10 protein-coding genes and 1 pseudogene are annotated in these 18739 nt (G+C 64.1%); 6 read left to right on the top strand and 5 right to left on the bottom strand.

Annotated elements, in window-relative coordinates; all coding sequences use genetic code 11:
- The 4 genes from AC1DQF_RS07955 to AC1DQF_RS07940 all read left to right on the top strand — a co-directional run.
- The coding region (locus AC1DQF_RS07955) for a hypothetical protein (RefSeq protein WP_477524675.1) at window positions 1–431 on the top strand (431 nt) is incomplete at its 5' end.
- A 101-nt stretch (window positions 432–532) separates the two neighbouring features.
- Window positions 533–1798 carry a hypothetical protein gene (locus AC1DQF_RS07950; RefSeq protein WP_477524674.1) on the top strand — a complete coding sequence of 422 codons (1266 nt, stop codon included), beginning with the start codon at window positions 533–535 and terminating at the stop codon, window positions 1796–1798.
- A 315-nt stretch (window positions 1799–2113) separates the two neighbouring features.
- Window positions 2114–3598, top strand: a complete 1485-nt coding sequence (locus AC1DQF_RS07945) for an AAA family ATPase (RefSeq protein ID WP_477524673.1) — start codon at window positions 2114–2116, stop codon at window positions 3596–3598.
- Between the two features lie 2 nt (window positions 3599–3600).
- Window positions 3601–4548 carry a hypothetical protein gene (locus tag AC1DQF_RS07940; protein ID WP_477524672.1) on the top strand — a complete coding sequence of 316 codons (948 nt, stop codon included), beginning with the start codon at window positions 3601–3603 and terminating at the stop codon, window positions 4546–4548.
- 321 nt (window positions 4549–4869) lie between these two features.
- On the opposite strand, the pseudogene AC1DQF_RS07935 reads toward AC1DQF_RS07940, so the two are convergent.
- Together AC1DQF_RS07935 and AC1DQF_RS07930 are read right to left on the bottom strand one after the other, a co-directional pair.
- Window positions 4870–5016, bottom strand: a pseudogene (locus AC1DQF_RS07935) (IS481 family transposase); the annotation flags it as partial.
- A 111-nt stretch (window positions 5017–5127) separates the two neighbouring features.
- Window positions 5128–6555 (bottom strand): MvaI/BcnI family restriction endonuclease, encoded by a 1428-nt coding sequence (locus AC1DQF_RS07930; RefSeq protein WP_477524671.1) that lies wholly within the window; start codon window positions 6553–6555, stop codon window positions 5128–5130.
- Between the two features lie 679 nt (window positions 6556–7234).
- On the opposite strand from AC1DQF_RS07930, the gene AC1DQF_RS07925 reads away from it, so the two are divergent.
- Both AC1DQF_RS07925 and AC1DQF_RS07920 read left to right on the top strand, forming a co-directional pair.
- Entirely contained in the window at window positions 7235–8758 is a 1524-nt protein-coding gene (locus AC1DQF_RS07925) for an McrB family protein (protein ID WP_477524670.1), read from the top strand.
- Entirely contained in the window at window positions 8755–10311 is a 1557-nt protein-coding gene (locus tag AC1DQF_RS07920; protein WP_477524669.1) for a 5-methylcytosine restriction system specificity protein McrC, read from the top strand. Before AC1DQF_RS07925 ends, AC1DQF_RS07920 begins: the two co-directional genes overlap by 4 nt.
- A gap of 555 nt (window positions 10312–10866) precedes the next feature.
- Here the strand turns inward: AC1DQF_RS07920 and AC1DQF_RS07915 are convergent.
- The 3 genes from AC1DQF_RS07915 to AC1DQF_RS07905 form a co-directional block, all read right to left on the bottom strand.
- Window positions 10867–12546 carry a TM0106 family RecB-like putative nuclease gene (locus tag AC1DQF_RS07915; RefSeq protein WP_477524668.1) on the bottom strand — a complete coding sequence of 560 codons (1680 nt, stop codon included), beginning with the start codon at window positions 12544–12546 and terminating at the stop codon, window positions 10867–10869.
- 1311 nt (window positions 12547–13857) lie between these two features.
- Window positions 13858–15576 (bottom strand): DrmB family protein, encoded by a 1719-nt coding sequence (drmB, locus tag AC1DQF_RS07910; protein ID WP_477524667.1) that lies wholly within the window; start codon window positions 15574–15576, stop codon window positions 13858–13860.
- On the bottom strand, window positions 15566–18739 hold the full coding sequence (locus AC1DQF_RS07905) for a helicase-related protein (RefSeq protein ID WP_477524666.1): 3174 nt from the start codon (window positions 18737–18739) through the stop codon (window positions 15566–15568). Before AC1DQF_RS07905 ends, drmB begins: the two co-directional genes overlap by 11 nt.

The raw sequence follows: 18739 nt of genomic DNA, 5'->3' as shown, positions 1-18739 counted from the left end.
CTGCTAGCGAGCGATCACGACTGAAGCGACGCCTGTCGGAGCGACCGCTCGATCCCCTACTGGTACGGCGATGGCTGGCCAAGCGTGCCGACACCAGGACCATCTACGGCATCAGCCAACGCTCGTGGAATCGCCTCATGACCGGGTTCCCCGACGTCGTCCGATCCGCTGAGTACCTCTATATGACAAGCGAACTTGAGACTTGGCTGGTGAGCAGGCTCCACCTCCGGCCGGCGCAGCATGACCGATCGCCGATCACCATCCGTACCGTCGCGTCCGGTTACCACCTCAAGACGCAGGCCGGTGGGTCAATGCAAGCGACCGTGCCACGGCTCATCCACATCGCTGACCGCCTTGACAGTCCCGATCGCCAGCAACAGCTCGAGGGACAGAGGCGGTTGAACAAGTTGGTCGGTGCGTCCAGCAACTAGGCCCGATGCAACAAGATTCTCGATCTCGCGCCGGACCGCCAACAGAGCGACCAGACTGCATGCAGGCGCCAACGGCCCACGGCCTAACGACGGGAGACCCTATGACTTCGCTGACCGGCAACCTGCCTGTCGCCGCCGTCTACGACGGCATCATCGACGTCGACAACCTGACCACCAATGATGCGGACCTGGTTGCAGAGGTCATGGCGCTCAACGACCAGCACGCGGCCGGCGCCGTCTGCCAAGAGGTCTTCAACCTGGGAGTGGCGGTGCGACGCCTGGCCCAGACCGACAATGAGGTTGCCCGGCTGGAAGAGCAACTCGGCAGATTCGAAAGCCAGATTCGAAGCCTCACCGATCAGGCGACGCTACAGATGCAACAGCAGGTCGAGGCCGCCATCGACCCCGTGCGAGGCGCCATCCCGGCCGCCGCCCGCGACAGCAGCCAGGTACTCAAGGAGGCGATCACGCAGGCACTCAACGCCAACGACCGTGAGAGCGCCGCAAGCCAGCTCCTCGATGCAGTCCAGAGTCAGTCGCAGACCGAGCTCGCCGGGGCCGTGACCCAGATCCGAGCGATGCTCGACGCCTCTCGCGAAGAGAGCCCCCTTGGCCAGTTGCGTCGCGAGTTGCTCGACGGGTTCGCGAGCCCACTGCATCAGGTGACCCAGCAGATGACCGCGGTGCATGCGCTCGTGGTCGAGAGGCGGGACCTGACCACGACCCCGGCCGACGGGCTGGAGTACGAAACAGTGCTCGGTGGGGTTCTCAACGAGCTCTCCACCACCTGCGGAGACGTAGTGAAGACCACAGGAACAGAGCGCGGTATTGGCGATTCGAAGATGGGCGACTTCGTAGTCCAGGTGAGCAGTCCCAGTGGGCGAACTGCCCGCTTCGCCGTTGAGGCGAAAGACTCCAAGCTTGGCCCCAAGGACATGTTGGGCCAGCTCGACGGTTGTGCTGAGAACCGGGACGCAGTGGCATCGATCTTGGTGGTGGCACGCGACGACTACGGCTACCAGAAACAGCCCCTGTACCGCATGGCTCCTGCCCGCTACGTGGTTGTCGCGGAGCGCAACGACCCGTCGCAGCTCGCACTGCGGGTGGCGTACCAGATGGCGAGGGCTGACGCTCTGGCCTCGCTTGCGGACGACGACGGCGTGGACCTGGACCTTGACGACCTACGGCGTCGTATCGACCAGGCGCTGGCCCAGCTGAAGGCAGTCAGCACAGTGAAGGGCTCGYTGACCTCGGCCGAAAAGGCGATCGCGAAGGCTCGTTCTGACCTCGATGCCATGAAGATCGGTGTGGAGGAGATCCTCGGTGGCGTGACCGCCGCGTTCAGCGCGATCAGCGAGACCGCGTAGCGAGTGCGCACCTGAGTCGACTGCCCCCAAGGTCGACTCATCCCGGCTCTTCACCTCGATCAGCCACYGCGTCCCCGCCACACTTACCGAGATCATCGCGCGGGCCTGAGGCTGAAGAAGCGCGCCGACGTCTTGACCTGATGAAGGTGCTCTTGCAGCGCGACGCGCTCGCTCCGATCCGCCCCTGGTCGCATCGCCACCTCAGAAGACAATCCTTCGGGTGATCAATCGACTCGCCGAGCATCGTGCGGTGGGACGTGCGGCGCGGACCGATGTCGCTCGGTAGCGTGCCTAGTAGACGAGAGGTAGGTCGAGTTGTCCGTCAAGACCCTCCAAGGCGAGATCATCAGCATGCTTAGGCGCGAGCCTGGCCTTCCGGCGCGCGCCATCGTTAGTCGTTTGCGCCGACTTGGGTTCAAGACAGACAAGAGCATGGTCAACTCAGTCCTCTACAGCTCTCCAGACTTCGCCTCCGACGAGTCACTGCCGCCGCGGTGGTCCTTGGCCGGCGTCACGTTGCCTTCCCTTCCTCGTGCTACGACGCGCGTTACTGGGCTTGGAGCCACGAACTGGAAGGTCTTTGAAGAGGCGACCCTCACAATTGCGCCGATCTCCCTAATCTATGGGGAGAACTCCACCGGCAAGTCGAGCCTCTTGCAGGCACTTAGGCTGATGAAGCAGTCGTGGGGCACCCCTGACCTCCAATACGAGGGCGAGGGCCGGCTCTCTTTTGATTTCCATAGCCGGGTCGTCCATCGCCACGACCTTGAAAGACGAGTCGGGCTAAGAGCAGATTGGGGCGAGTGGTCGGTGCAACTTCTCGCCTCGAGTGCGGAGCAGTGGGCATATGGTCCTGCGCAGCCGCTGGCTGCCATCGGGTGTGCAGCAGGCGAGACCGAATTCATCCTGATTCCCGAAGCGTCATCTGATGAATCGGGCCCCTCCGGGTGGGTCATCGCCCGGGTCCGTCCCGGGGCTGRGTTCGAGGACGGTCTCCCCGCCCAGTGGGAGGCGCTCGTCGACGTCGACTCCAACGGTTTCCCCGACTTCAATAGCATCAAGGTGATGCGGGACCCACAGCACGGGCTCCGGTTGGTCGAATTGGCCCGCCAGATAGTAGACGGCGCAGATGACCTGTTCGGAGCGATTGAGCATATTGGCCCGGTAAGAGAGGTGCCTGCCCGCGACCTGACTGTTTCTGAGGCGAAGAGGCATGCGCCCTACGTGGTGCGTCTCTACGACGACGATGCGCTGCTCGCAGACGTGAACCTGTGGCTCAATAAGTTCGATATCCCGTACGAGTTGAGGATTGACCTGTATGGAGGCGATGGCGACGAGGCCGAATTCGGCCTCTCACTGGTCCGTCGAGGGGCTGGGGAATCGGTACAGCTACCCGATGTCGGATTCGGAATCAGCCAACTGCTTCCGCTCGTGGTGCAGTTGATTGGGAGTCGAGAGAAGACGATTCTTATCGAGGAGCCCGAAGCACACATTCACCCCCGGCTGCAATCCGTGCTTGGGGACCTATTTATCGAAAGCGTGCAAGATTATGGAAATACCGTCGTGGTTGAGACGCATAGCGAGGCCATCATGCTCCGCCTTCAGCGACGTGTCGCTGAGGGCCGGGTAGCTTACGACGAACTTGCTATAACCCATGTAGTTCGTGCAGGCGAAGCGTCTGATCTAGAGGAAGTAAAGCTCCAACCGAACGGACAGCTCGACTACCAATGGCCAGGCGGGTTCTTTGACAATCGCTTGGACGACCTTGTCGCCATTCTCGACCCATCCGGCGAGGAGTAGGCATGCTGCTCAAGGTTGCGCTGTCGGAGGACACCTTTGCGGATCTCGAGGATCTGTCGCCCCGCCGCGTTGAGGCAATAGGTCGCTTAGTGCGGGACCTTCGGACATCATCGATCTTCGTGGTGGGGTCAGACCAGACCAAAGCGAAACTCATCAGGAGCCTAAGAGCCTGCCACGCCCCCGAGGTTGCTATGGCACTAGAGAAACTCTTGACGGATCGCAGCGAGGTCGCAGCGGATCTGTTGAAACTGGAGGACATCGAGGAAGCGGCTGAGCTTGCGAAGTTGGCGGACATTGCCCCATTGGTGGTGCTGCGAGAACTCCAGATAGACCTTCTTGAGGGCACATTGCCAGCAGCGCCCGAGGTTCAAGACATTGAGCGTATCGCGACTTCAAAGAGCCTTCTTGCCATCCAGCAAAGCTGGGCTGCCCAAGTCCCGAAGGGAACCGATCGCGACGCCGTCTGGACTGGGCGGTTCGAGCCGTTCGCTCGACGGCATCCGCGTGTCTACATCGTCGAAGAGCACGCGGGTCAGGATCTGTGGAACGCGATGGGTGATGAGGTCAGGTCACCTAGACGCACTCCGAGAGGGTGTTTGTGGTTTCTGGATCGGTTGCAGCGAAGCGGAGTGCGTCACGTATCCGTCGCGACCGAAGAGCGCTCGCTTGCAAATAGTTCGATCAATGCAGTCGAGCTCGCGACACGACTCGATAGCCGCTTTCCCAGGATGACCGTGGAGTTGTGGACTGCTCCACCGCGGGTCGAACTGCACCGCCGACGCATCGCTTTCGATGGCTGGGTGGGGTTTGAGATCCACAAGGGCATGGCGACCTTTGATCGAAAGCAACTCGGGGAAAGTTTGGGGTGTCAGCCCAATCACACACTAGTCAAGGACGTCAGGGCCTCGTTCAGAGATTTCTGTCGAGTGCCACGAGACCAAACCTCGTAACATTCGACATTCGGAACTGAACAATTTCCCATCAAGCCCGCCAGGGTCAACCTGCGCCGGTTCCGAGCCTTGCAAGTCGTCGGGCTCTTCGTGAGCCCACGACTCCGCGTCGCGATCCTCGATTCGAGCGCTCCTTGAAGGAGGAGGCGCAGACATCGACGCCCTCGCACTCCGGTGCCTGCGAGACGGAGCCACGAACCTGCCTGCCTCATCGGGCAAGACGTTGGAGTCGGCCGACCGATGCAGACCGCCTGCATAGAGCCTAAGCAAACTCCGGGTGGCCCGCCTCGGCTGTAGCTTGATCCCGGCCGCGCCCTGGAGCCGGTCTCGATATGCACACCGCTTCGTGGTGGTGACTGAGCAGTTCCACCGCTCGGCCGCTCGTCGCAGGGTCCACTTCTTGTCGACGACGAGCTTGGCCAGGCGTAGCCGACCGGCGGGGGTGAGTTGGGCGTTGTCGTGGGACACGAAGACCTCCGAGGTTCGAGGAGCGGGCGCGTGGTGGCTCCACACCTCACTCGGAGGTCTTCGTCATCGTCCAGCAGGCACGCTGTACCCAGCGTCCGTGGGGCATCGCATCTAGTTCGCGAGAACGGGCAGCGTTATCCCCAAGGCGTCGAGCACCCGCTGGGACAGCGAGTTGTCGGCCGGGACGGTCGTCACATCGACCGGCGTCACGGTCGCGTAAAGGGAGTTCAAGTCCTTGACGTGCACTCGCCACTGGTTCCGCTTCTTGCCAGATCCCCGCACCGGGGCCCCCTGATCGTCCAAGGAGAGATGGCACGCGGGGTCGTAGTAGACCCGACCTGCCTCGATCGCGGCGAGGAGCCGGGTGAACGATGCGCCCTCGGCCAGACGGACGTCCTTGCCAAATCTGTAGGCACGGAGGTCTTCGCTACTTTCCGACGGGGCGAACGCGACCCTTGCGTGCTTGGCTCGCCAGTGCTCGAGAAGCTTCAGGAAGGACCACGACGCCGCAATGTCTCCGTGCTCATTCACCAGGTCGACCCCGCCCTCCGGGTCGTACTCCCCATCACGGTCGAAGCCACGCAACGCGAGCCGGAGACCATTGGTCTTGTGCGGCCCTGCGCCGTGGCGCTGGATCCCGGTGAAGTCGTGCCGGTGCGGCTTCTCGACTCCATATCGACGCATGAACGAGGCGAAGTCGGCGGCGTAGAGTCCTCCGTCCGGCTCCGAGGTGAACAATGTCAGCACGTTGCCGCCGTGCTGCTTCAGTTCCCACCCCTGGAAGTCGGGTTCCGCCGCGGAGTTGGTGACGACGCCCAACTGCGCCTCAAAGGTGGCGCCTCCCGCAGGGCGGGCCCAGTACGGCTGGATGCCTGCCTTGGTGAGTCGGCAGCCCGGTACCCAGCCTCGTCGGTGGACTCCGTGCAACTCTGCGGCGAGTCCCTCGGCGGACAGAGCCCGTTCACCGCGCACCCGCCACAGATGCAACACGCCATAGCTCTCCAATGAGCCTCTGGTGGCGTGCAGGGAGGCTGCCGCCGGGGACGAGGGCGGCAGGATGATTCCGTGGGTGGTACCTGCGTCGTTCACTCCGAGCACCAAGACCCGGCCTGCGACCTGCGCACCGATGGCCTTGACGTACAACGTCCGAGGAGGGCTGTCCGCCCCGCGAATCAGTCCGGACAGTCTCACCTCAGGATATTGCGGGTAGTAGATCAGCTTCGCATTGGGCGCCTCGACAGCGCCGGCTCGGGTGAGCCATCGGAAGTCCACATCGGCTTGGAACAACGTCTTTCCGGGTGCACCCGGCTTGGTCGAGGAGGTGTGTTCACCGCGAAGGTTTGTTGAGGGAATGAATGAGGCGGCACCGGAGAGGTCCATGCCGAGGTAGATCTGGTTCTTGTCGTTGTCCTGCCTCTCGGGCAGGAACTTGACCGCAACGCTGGTCGCCCCGTGGCGCGCCATCAGCTCCTCGACCTGCTCGAGGGTCAGTCCCGCCACCCACACGTCATGTGCCTGATCCATCACTGTCACGTTCATTCCGTACACCCCGTCCTCTTCATGGTCGGAGGCATGGGATCACGAAGACGGTCGTGGCATCTCCGAATCGGAAGGATTGACTGACTTGGCGACCGCGACCACGACCCCGTTGGGGTCCTTGTGCTCCCAGAAGCGCAGCACGATCCATCCCGCCTCYGTCAACGACTGAGTCGTGGCCACGTCGCGCGCCATGTTGCCGTTGATCCTGGGGGTCCAGAACTCCCGACGGGTCGTGGGCTCGACGTAGTGCAGGGGGCAGCCGTGCCAGAGGCACCCGTCGACAAAGACAGCCACCGCTGTCGCGTGAAGACGATGTCAGCGGTTCTGCGCAGACACGGGACGCGAGCAGAGTTCACTCGGTGGCGGTAACCGAGTCGATGCAGGGCACGGCGCACCAGCAGCTCGGGCTTCCTGTGGCGTCCACGTGTCTTGGGGAAACGCTTCGGACCGAATGCGCTATCGCGAGGTCCGAGACAGCAGTCAAGTCTGCATGGCCGACTCGTTGTGGGCCACACGACAATGTCGAAGACGCTCTCGGGGCGGGTGAAAGGACGTCCGGTGAGGTTTCACTGGAGTTGGACCTGCGAGGACCCGCTCTGCTGTGAGAAAGGTCGTATCTCGCTCGTTCGGCAGCACTCGGAACATTCAGGGGGCATGCTTTCCTGTCGTGACTCGCCCCATGCCCTCAGACGACGTACGTCGCGCCATCGAAGACGCCATCCGTGAGCTGGGGACGACGCTGACCCCGGACACCTCATGGCTATGGATGTACAGGCAACGGCGGCTGGACAGACGGGGCCGCGACGAAGTGCTGCCCGAGTGGAACGCCGTGTTCCCCGATCGAAGCTGGACCGACCGGCTCGAACAGAACATGAACTTCATCGACACCCTCTTGGGAAAGCTGAACCGTCGGACGGAGATCAGTCGCCTGGTGTCCAACAGCGGATACCGAGCGCTCAGGGAACATCTGTCGCACGACAGGGCAGCATCACTTCACTTCGCAGCCTTCGAAAGGTGGGCCGTGATGACAACAAGCCCTACGTCCGACGACGGACGCCCTATCGATGACCTTGTAGAGCTCTTGGCCACCCGCAAGAACGTCGTCCTTGAGGGCGTACCTGGAACGGGGAAGACTCACGTCGTCCAAGAGATTGCAGAGCGCTGGGAGGCGGTCACCGGGCACCGCCTGCGAACGCAGGATCGCCGTGACTTCGTGACAATGGTGATGCACCCGAGCACCACCTACGAGGACTTCGTCGAGGGCATCCGGCCGGGCGGCCGCGAGCCGAACGGCGGTGGCCGTTTCGACCGGACCGTATCCACCGAGCCCGCTGAACCGTCCTCCGACTTCGCGGTGGGATCGGGCTTCTTCAAGGAGGTCTGCCGCAGGGCGGCGGCAGACGCCGATTCCGACTTCTTGGTCCTCCTTGACGAGTTCAACCGCTGCAACGTCTCGAGCGTTCTCGGCGACCTCCTGCTCTGCTTGGAGCCCAGCAAGCGCGCGGCCCGGGAGAACGACGAATGGCACGCGCCCTACGAGGTCGGTCTCCCCTACACCAAGCAGACATTCTTCGTGCCGGACAACGTGTATGTCGTCGCGACGACCAACACCACGGACCGATCGGTGGCGCCGCTCGACGCAGCCATCCGGCGCCGGTTCGCGTTTGTCCGACTGGAGCCGGACTTCGAGGCATGCCGCGACCGACTCCCCTCGCTGGGCACCTCTGTCGTGTCGGGCACGATCGACATCCTCGAGCAGCTCAACGGCACGGTCCTGGAGCCGTGCCTGGGACCGGACGCCCTCCTCGGGCACTCCTACGTCCACGCGGCGATCGATCAGATCGACCGGCTTCCACCGGATTCGGATGAGGACGCGGCCCGGCGTGTCCTCATCCGGGTGTGGCAGTACGACGTCCTCCCCCAGCTCGTCGACACACTCCGGTCGGTCGGTGCCGAGGATCTCCTTGATGCAGGTCGTCGCAACGAATGGCTTGCGGAACGTCCCGAGATCCGCGAGGTGTCGGAAGGTGCCTCCACATCCTTGGGAAACCTCCATGGGTTCCTCGGGCAACAGCTCGGGCTGGCCGTCCACGTAGTGGGCACCGGACTGTCCCGGAGCATTCGAATCGGCCCCTGCGTACCGGGGGCCTCCACTGCCTCCGAGGTGGGGGCATTCGACGAACCGGCACTCGAGTCCGCGTGAGTCTCGGTTCCTTCGCCGCCTCGCCGGGCGGCAAGCGGGTTGGGATCATCGCTGCCTCCTCGGGCCGGACCCGAGTCCTGATCGGCGTCGTGCCCAAGTCGTTCGAGGGTGCGCCGCAACAACACGTCAGCCTGGTTTCCTGGACGCATGAGGGCTTCAACCGGTTGTCCCTGGCGGAGAAGCAACGTCTGATCGTCCACGCCGCCGAGGCAAGCGTATTCATGGAGAACCTGGTGCGACGCCTGTCGGCGAAGATCGCCGACCGCCGCCTGAATACGAGTGCGTCGACCGGCACCCTTGAATCCTTGCTCAGCGAAATCCCGGGACCGCGCTCCCGACCTCCCGAGTCGCCCAGATCTTCCTCCGTGGCCGAAGATTCGGATGAGCGCGTGCTTGGCCTGCTGGAGTTGCTCACCCGCGTCGGATTTCTCGATCTGGACTCGGACACCATTGGCGGCGCCGACGCCTCCGCGCCCCTGCTCCGCCCCCTGCTGGTGCGTCGCTTCCTCGACGAGGTCGGCCGGTGCCTTCCACAGGTGCGGCGCGGCTATCGCACCGTGACCGAGCATCGCGGAGTGGTGCGTGGGCGAGTGCGCGCGAACAGCCTGCTCGAGATGGCTGCGACCGGCGTTCCTCGTCTTCGATGCACCTACGACGAACTCACCGAATCGACCGAACTCCTCCGCATCGTGTGCACCGCGCTGGAGGCGGTCGCAGACGGTCGTGGACGCCCCTCGGCATTCCCCGGGCACTATGCCGAACAAGTCCTCCGCCACGACGCCGTGGTGTACCGCCGCGCGCTGGGAGGCATCGAACCCCTGCCGGCCAGGACTGCACTCGCCATGGCTGGACGACTTCGACTCGGCCGACTTGACCGACCATGGGCGAGCGCCCTGAAACTCTCCCTCAGGATCCTTGCCAGCATCCAGGCGGAACCCGCCCACTCAGGCGTCGACCTGGATGCCGCTGAAATCTCCGTCGAGACCGAGAAGATATGGGAGGGCATCCTCACCCAAGCGCTCCGCACGATCGACCGTGGGTTCGACATACGAACGCCGAACGACAAGCGGGAGGGGAGCGCATGCCCCGCTGATGCACGCCCCCATCTGTGGTCCCTGCGTCCCGAACCCGACAATGTCGTCATCACCGACACGGACACCCTCGTCTTCGACGCAAAGTACAAGCGATTCGACGGGAGGTTGGATCGCGACGACGAGTATCAAATGTTCGCCTATTCCCACCTCATCGGCCAACAGGACAGGCCCACCACGGCGCTTGCGCTCGTCTACCCCACCGATCGGACGGCCCCGCCAGTCGAATCCACATCTGACACCGAACCGGACAGCGAGGTGTTTGGTCGGGACCGGGCGGGTTCAATCCTTCCCCACTGGTCACGAGGCGGTGGCGGTCCGAGGGACACGACAGCGCCACCGCTCCTGTACGCCCTGAAGCTGGACTTCCCCCAGATTGCCGACCTCAAGCCCGGCGCCTGGCCCGCCTACATCGCCGGCGTGGCCGCACGGCTCGAGCGGTTCATCGACGTTCGTTCCTAGGCTCGCCTGTGCTGGAGGCTTCGGGAACGGTGCGTGCTGGGGATCAATCATTGCCGTGCCGGAAGCTGTCGGTCACCACGACGAATCCACGTAGCGTGAGATCTCGTTTTCAGCACGTATCCGTGCGCTGGGGTCGGCAGGCACAGCGCGTCGTGAACGCCCCGGGACCTGACTCCGTGTGGGTGGGAAGGCCCAGGTCCCGGGCGACCTGTCGGGCCACGGCGAGGTTCCCCGGGGTACCGAAGACCCAGGCCCCGCCGATGACGTCGCAGTCGACGAGGTGGACCCTGGGCTTGAGGTCATTGCCGAGATCGGGTCGGTCGTCGACTCGGCGGTAGCGCACGGTGGGGCCGGGTGCGGGGGCCTCTTCATGACGGCCACGTGAGGCCGTTCTCGTAAATGACCTGATCGTCTCCAGCATCCAAAGCGCGAAGCGGCTTCTCCTCCGTCACGGCGCCTGCTCAAAGCGGACGAATGTCACCCTCCACGGAGCCGAGGAATGGTCCGATGTGGACTGCCTCCAGCTTCGACACCCGTCTGGGGCCCGCCGCCCGCCTATACGTTCGCCTTCGGCTCTCGAGCGAGCCCGTCGCGGATCGCCGCGGTGGCGCGGACGTCGTCCTCGTTGTAGGCAAGGATTCTTGCCCGCCCCGCGGATCGGACGTCCTCTTCTGGGGCCTGTCTTGCCTCCAGGAGCCACAGTTGCGATTGGAGACCCCCCGGGTCCTCGTCGCGCCAGTTGAACCCGAACGCGGGCGCCACCTTCTTGATGCCGAGGCCGTGAAGTCCGAAGTAGTGCTGGCGGACGATGGGCAGGAGGTCGACGAACCTCGTCAGCAGATCGGCTGCCTCGGCATCACCGAGCAGCCTTGCCAGGTACGTGGGCTCCGGATGCGAGTAGTGGAAGACGAGCAGGGACTGTCCGGCTGAATCCGCGGCAGAGATCTGCCCGCGTAGCCATGCAGCGAACTGCTCGGCCAGCGCCTGGGTGCCGGCGGCATCCAAATCGTTCCAAGCGACAAATGGGTGAAAGCGAGGCGCATGCCCGCGGCGGTTCAGGAGCGCACCCCAAAGGTAGACGTGGTCGCTGGGGTCCCATTCGATGTCGAGATCGATCTCGACATCAGCGCGCGGAACGTCGATCCGTCCGGAAGTCTCACGCTCCAGCGTGACACCCTCACGGATCATCCTCGCTCGACGTACCGCCGCCGTCAGTCTGCCGATCGGATCCTTGAGGTGAGTGACCTCGAGAAGGTAGGCGGAGCGGAAGGAGGGTTCGGCGACGTCGAGAGAGGCCAGTTGCTCGACGTTGACAACACCCGCTCGGGCCAGCGCGTGCCACTCGCGGACGCCGAGYCGGCCAGAGGTGATCTGGGCGCTCGCGACGTCGGTCTGGACGATGTCGCGGCAGTGCTCGTGCCACGGACAGGAGTCGCACTCGTCGGTGAAGATGGGAAGGACGAGCGCCGGAGCCCCCGCGACCGCGTTGCGGGCAACCTTCAGACGGAACCCCTGCTCGTGGTCGTAGCGCTCCATCGCCGAGCGCTTGGCCGTACCCCGTGACCGCGAATAGGTCTGGAACTGCGGGACTGACAGGTCGAGCCACGTGAGGACGGGAGCGGCGTCGCTCGAGTCGGGCAGCACGTCGGTCCCGATGATGAATCCCACCGGCTCGCGTGCGGGGGCCTGTCCCATGGCTTCGAGCATCCGCCAGTAGTGCGCCAGCTGGAGGTAGTCGTCGATGCGAGTGGTCGTTGCAGCCGCGTGGCCGGCTGTGTCGAGGGGGGTGACGGGTTCTGCCAAGAGGGAGTAGGTGAGCGTGCCCTTGGCGCGGCGGACGACAACTTGGTGTGATTTCACGTCACCAGGCACGTAACCGCCCGCGCCGTGGCGCAACAGGATGTCCGGGCGCCCGGACCGCCCACCCTCCACATCGTCTGGCAGCCAACCGCCGAGAATCACCTGGATGCCGGAGTCCATGGCTGTCAGCGTGGCAGCGATCACTGCGGCCTTGCCGCGTACCCCGGTCAAATCAGCGAAGCGGGACTCTGGAAGGACCCGCCTGATCGCCTCAAAGACAGAAGATTCGAATGCCAACCCTGCGTCGAACCGCGATTGAAGCTCGGGCGGAACCTCCCAACTCGCAGGCTCAAAGGTCGGATCCCACTCATTGTGGATCCGGCGGGCACAGCGCTTCGCGTCGTGCCCGCTCAGCAGAAGCGGTTGCTCACCCATCACGTACTACCCCCAGTTGCGTTGTCTCTCATCATCAAGCGATGGGGATCAGTCATGACCCACCATCGGCTCCTGTCTATGTGTTGGTCGAAGGCAGCAATCGAGAGTGCCCACATCCGCTCAAGGACAGGCCGCGTACGGTCCGGCGGATCCTTTCGACGACCGCGCGAGCCGACCAAACCCGGATTCCGGAGCACGGCCTCTCACTCACCGAGCGGGCGACGCGATCTAACCCGTCGTTGGCGCGTCCCGTTCCTGCAAGACACCATGCGTGTCCCGGGTCCACCAGTTGCCGACGGAATCCCGCATGTACTCGATCCCCACCGTGTATTCACGTCCACGCAACATGGGGTGCGGCGGCTCCGGCAGAGCCTCCACGGATTGTGCGAGCCCCCAAGAGGACTTGTTCTGGGTCGAGTCCCCCGATGGCGCCGCCCGCGTTCTATCACTTTTCTGATTCTCGACGACGTATTCACCTGGGGGGAGCCACGCCAGCGCCAGAGGCGCACGGGTCTTGCCACTCGAGGTCGAATTGACCTGTAGCGAGAACACAGGGGCCGTCGATGAGTTCCGGAAGAGCAACCCGTACCGGTCGCCCCCCGGGCCACCCCAGGTGACCCACCACGCATTGACCAAACTCGCCTGCTCCCGCTTGGCACGCGACTCCATCCGATGGTCGCGATCGCTCTCCACCTTGAAGAGCCTTCCGGCGTAGATCGCAGCCCAGAACGCGGCTCCCAACGCGATAACACCTGCGATCGCAGTAACCCATTCGGCGTTTAGCCAGTCAGACATACCCATCCTCGTTCACAGGGCGGCACAACGTTCCCACACGCCCGCGCATTTTCGCTTACGTCAGATGATCGCCCACGGCTGGCCGGAAGGGAGGGAAACGCTCCAATGCGTCAGTGACGGAAAAAGGGCACGGGTGCACGACCCACGTGCACCAGCTGCACGCGAGTCCCGCTCCGACGGCATCGAGATCGCTGGCACCATGGTCTACGCAGAAGAACGACCTCACCCGGGCAACCATTTGCCACCCGCAAGGATCTCGAGCGTGACCTGGATCGAACGGGCGCATCACTTCCAACGCAGGCAGGACTCCCTGAAACGATTGACCCTCATGGAGTTCGAAACCATCGTGACCACCCCGCCCATTCGGCGCCTAACTCACGCAGTCCGCTGATTGCGCAGCAACCCCGCACTCGGCGACTGGCCATGACAGGTTGCCGTGGCCCCACCTCGAGGGCCGCGGCCTATCGGAAGGCTGGCGGCTACCACCAGAGCACCGTCCCGAGGCCCCGACGCACGTCACATGTTGGTCAGCAAACCCGCCTCGGCGCCCTCAAGGCCACCGACCATCGAGACTCTGTCCAAGTAGATGTTGCGATGCTCGCAGCTCGTCTCCGGCAGCAGCAGGCAAGCGTGGCAGGCAGCAAGGTTGAGACCGTCGCTTCCGGAGGGGCCCGACTCACCGCACACCGGATCGTTCGAGCACCACACGGCACGCGACGCTGCTGCGACCAGCATGTCAGCGAAGCGGTCCTCGTCCGCCAGGGCAGCCAGACCTCCGAGGCTGCCAGCAGCGTCCGAGGACGCGGTATAGATGAGGAAACCTGCTTGGCCCTCCTCTGCGTAGACCCGTTCCCGCAGAGCACCCACGGGATAGCCGGCGTTGAGGCTGAGCTCCTTGAGGACAGCGTGTGCCAACGTGTGCATGACCAGGAACCGCGAACTCGGGATCTCGACCGCCGGCGCACCAGATTCCTTGGCTCGAAGCCTGATGGCGGCCTCGAGCATGCGGCCCCTTTGGTTCGCGACGGAGCCGGCTTCCCAGTGGGCCAGCCACGCTTCGTCGATGCGGACGAAGACTCCCTCTCCATACACCTCGATGGCTGGCAGCCAGTTCCGGGGCGCGGCGCTGAGGCGCGCGAGCTTCGGTTCGGTCCCGTCGGCGGCCATCGGGGTCACGCGAGAGAAGCCGTGGAGAGCTCGTACCTCACGCAAACGAGAGACTCGTGACACTTGCGCCACGACCTCTGAGACCTCTGGGGCAACCTCCACCTCGATGCACTGAAACGCGTCACTCGACCCGGCGTCGTTGCCGTCGCGCAACGCAAGGTACTCCTCGACGCGCAGATCAGCCTCGCTGGGGACTCTTGCCCTCTCCACACCGCGCCGCTGGGCCACAACCTCCAGCACACCTTCGACGTCGATGGTGCGATCGCGCGCAGCCGCCCCTTCTGCCGCCACCCGGACCTGGTCCTCCTCCTGGTCGCGGAAGACCTCCCAGAAGCGCGTCACGTATCGCGCATTCGGGCTGGACCACGGCGGAATCGAAATGCTTGACCGGACGGCGCCGAACCAGACGTTGGAAGACCCTCGTTGCAGGGCGCGAAGGTTCTTGTCACAGACCTCGCGTTCGGAACCCGGCAACCAAGGCCGACGCCCACCGCACGGCTTCACCATGGCGATCGCGTTCTTGTTGAACGCCCCGTCAAGGTCGCGGGCAGCCACGCCGCACGAACAATGAACCACGATGTCGGCGAGTGACGAGGATGCGCCCCGCGTCAGCAGGGTCATGCGGTGATCGGCCACATTCTCCTGAGGTTCCCGACCATCAGCCACGCGGTGCACCCACTGGAAGTAGGGAAACTCCTCGAGGTGACCGTTCTCGCAGCAAGCGACGAATCGTGAGGGGGTCAGCTCCCGCACACATTCGGGGCACTGCATTCTCCGCGAATCGAACTTCCAGTAATTGTCCAATCTCCGGCACCCCGGGCAGTACTGGAAGGCCGGAAACCGCACCACGGGGACATCTCCGCGCCTCTGACCGGTGGACGGGGACCGGAAGTGATGGACCCCAAGCGACTTGGCCAGGCGCGGCTCCTCGACCGGAGCGCACCACCGCTCGTCCCAGTCGTCCAAGCCGCAGACCAAGTAGCTCTGCTCACCGGCTGGAAGAATCGAGCCCACGCCAAACGTCGAGACGAGCTGACTTTGGCGAACTCGGCTGTCCTCAGCCCTCATCGTTGCTCCTTCCCCGGCTGCCCTTGGCGTTGATCAGGCGCAATGAACTCTCCCTGTCGACATTGCGCAGGCTCGTCAGCGTCGGCCACGCCGGCCTACCTGGCGGGAAGGTTTCGATCAACGGTTCCCTCAACTCGTCGGTCAGCGCTGCTCCGGCTGGAACCATGAGTGCGTTCACGGGCGATCGCCAGCCCGCGTACTTGGTGACACTTCCGTCGTCCACCGATTGGCGCCAATAGTCGAGCAACGTTTCCAACGCCTCCGCCACCTCGTCCTCGCTCTCAGGGTGGACCTCGCGCACACGAGCCAGGATTGCCTGCTTCACGTCCCCCAGCTCTGTGGGCGAGGCGGCGGGGACGTCGACCCCTGAGTCCGCGGCAGCCCCCGGAACGAGATGACGGATCAGGATCGTCAGCAGTCCGTGCAGCCCGCGGTCAAGGGCTCGCGGAGCGAACGGAGTCGCCCCCGTCGCCTCGACCTGTTGGTAGATCGAACGGTGGTACGTGGTGAAGGCCTCGTAGTGGGACAGGTCCCGCGAGCGTCCAGAATTGAAGAGTGTCACGACCAGTCCTGGATGACGGCGGCCGACACGGCTCGTGGCTTGGATGTACTCGGACGTCGTCTGCGGTTGACCGGACACGACCATCAGTCCGAGACGATCCACGTCGACGCCGACCGAGATCATGTTCGTGGCCAGCACCGTGTCGGGAGACTGGGGAGAGGGATAYGCCGTCTGGAGCAACTCAAGCTCCAGTGGGATCTCACTGGACTTCTTGCGTGAAGTGAGCTCGCGGGGATCCTTCGTCTCTCGCTCAGCTTGGACCATCCGATTGGACACGACCTTGATGCGATCGCGAACATCGTCGATCGTGGCGATGTAGGCCGCCCCCAGTACGCGAAGACTGTTGAAGTAGCCCAGCAGCGTCCAGTAGGCATCCCGCACCTCGTCCGAAATCTCYGGACTCGCACCCGCCTGCAGCAGAGCCGCATAGGTCCTCACTGTGAGGGTGGCATGACTTGTTCCGGGTGCCATCACGCCGACGTACTTGCGCGTCCCCTTGACGTCACGGGGAGCGTCGACTGCGAAAAAGGAGTCCGAGGCGTCGACTCCCGGCGGGGGGAACTGCCGCGCCTCGCGTGCGAACACGGCCTTCACCTGTTCGACAGCACGTCGAATCGTGGCAGTCGATGCGACGAGCTTGGGCCGTGCACCGGTGAGCGCGTCGGTGGCCAAGTGGTCGACTGCCGTCTCGTATAGCCCGACAAGGGTGCCGAGTGGCCCGCTGATCAAGTGAAGTTCATCCTGGATCACCAATTCCGGAGGTGCGTCCCGTCCCCTTCCAAAGAGGTTGCCCGACTCGGCTCGCCACGCAAGCATGGCGAACTTGTCGACGGTCCCGATCACAAGGGACGGTCGATTCTGATAGACGTCGCTGTCGACCAGATGGACCGGCAGGTTGCTGGGCCCGCCGAAGCGACATCCCTGCCCGGGGCACACGACCTTCATCTGGTCCGCCCTCCTGTCGGCGTGGTAGTCGTCAGACGTGAGACGGTTGCCACACCACGGGCAACGCAGGAGCTGTACGGGGTCGCCCGTGTCGGACGCGTCATCCCTCCCCTGTCGTCGTAGCGCCTTGGCGGCGTCGGCCACGTTGTTGGGCGTGGCTCCCTGCCCCACCCAAAGCCCGATGGAAAACGGTTCCTTCTCCTGCAGGTCCGGTTCCGTGTCCCTCCACACCTCGAGAGCACAGATGAGTCCGGCCGCCCGCTCGAACTGCTGCAGCGTGAGGAGGCGCAGCGTGTAGCGCATGATGACGGCCACGCCGGCTCCGGTCCCGTCCTTTCCGGCGCCTCGCAAGCGACGATGCACCACGCAAAGGGCGATGAGCCCGAGATAGGCCTCGGTCTTACCGCCACCCGTGGGGAACCAGAGGACGTCCGCAAGGTCACGGTCCTCACTCGTGGGATCGACGAGACCCTCGACATTCAGGAGGACGAACGCCATCTGGAATGGGCGCCACTCAGCGACCACCGGAGCGGGCACACCCGTTGCCCCGGATCGAATCATCTCCTGCCGCTCACGCTGCATCTTCATCACAGTGTTCATTGCTCTGAAGGCTCGGGCGACGAGCGGGTCCGAGGTCAGGAGGCCGAGCCCCCGTCTCATCCTCCCCACGGCGCGCCTTGCCTCCGCCAGGTGGCGATGGGCCGTTTCGGCATGGAGTCCTTCGAGCGTCACGAGATCGTCATTCTCACGTGCGTCGATCCAGGATTCGTATGCGGAGATCAGTTCGTTCAAGGACTCGTACTCGCCTGAGGCGAGTATTCCCATGTCGAGCGAGGGCACGTCGTCCCGTGACGCGTTGGCCAAGGGCAGGTCGTGTTGAGGGAAGAACGTCGTGCGCACCTCGCCGACCTCGTCCCCTTCCTCCCAGTCGACAGCGACTCCGTGGCCGACCGCAAGGTGGCGCTGCGCTCGGTGGAGCAGAGCCCCCGACAGTTCGTCCTGATCCATGTGCTCCATGGCCAATCGAGGACGACGGTCGGCGAATCCACCTCCTTCGATGCGAGCGACCAGCGATGGCCGGAACCAGCAGTAGGGGTCGCGCGATCCCTTCGACGGTTCCTGAAAGGTGTTCACAAGGACGAGAGTCACACTGCGCACACCATCGCGTTCGCCACGCACCACGTATCTGAGTGCGAGGCCTTCGCACAAGCGAATCTCGCCATGACCTACCGCGCTCAGGGACACGTCAACGGTCTGTGGCCCGAACGGCTGTCGGATCCATCCGACGTTCTCGGAATCTGACTCGTCCTTCACGTAGCGGTCCGCGGCGACGTCGACCTTCAGAGATGCCACTGTGTTCAGGACTCCGGCGGTCAAACCGATCGTGGAGGGTTTCCTCATGTGGGCAAAGGAGACACCCGGATCGAAGTCGGCATCGACCTCGGTGCCGGCGTCCTGATCGGCGTCGTCACCGATCTCCGTCTCACCGGTGGGTTCCACCGAGGTGAGCGACCGGGGGTGCAGGATGCCGACGATGAATCTCTGGAGAGGCGACTCTCCGATGCGATCGTCGCCGTCGACGGTCCCATGCAGGTCCGCGATCAGTGCTTGGACCATGAGATCTCGCGCCGCGTACCACGGGTCCAGAACAGTCAT

The organism is Nocardioides sp. P4_G4 (assembly GCF_056401085.1).
Note: the sequence above shows the minus strand (reverse complement) of the source record. Positions and strands in the feature narration are given on the sequence as shown.

Excerpts from the sequence above, each read along its gene's own strand:
- AC1DQF_RS07940 (WP_477524672.1), top strand. The coding sequence starts at position 3,601 with ATGCTGCTCAAGGTTGCGCTGTCGGAGGACACCTTTGCGGATCTCGAG.
- AC1DQF_RS07925 (WP_477524670.1), top strand. The coding sequence starts at position 7,235 with ATGCCCTCAGACGACGTACGTCGCGCCATCGAAGACGCCATCCGTGAG.
- AC1DQF_RS07930 (WP_477524671.1), bottom strand. The coding sequence starts at position 6,555 with ATGAACGTGACAGTGATGGATCAGGCACATGACGTGTGGGTGGCGGGA.
- drmB (WP_477524667.1), bottom strand. The coding sequence starts at position 15,576 with ATGAGGGCTGAGGACAGCCGAGTTCGCCAAAGTCAGCTCGTCTCGACG.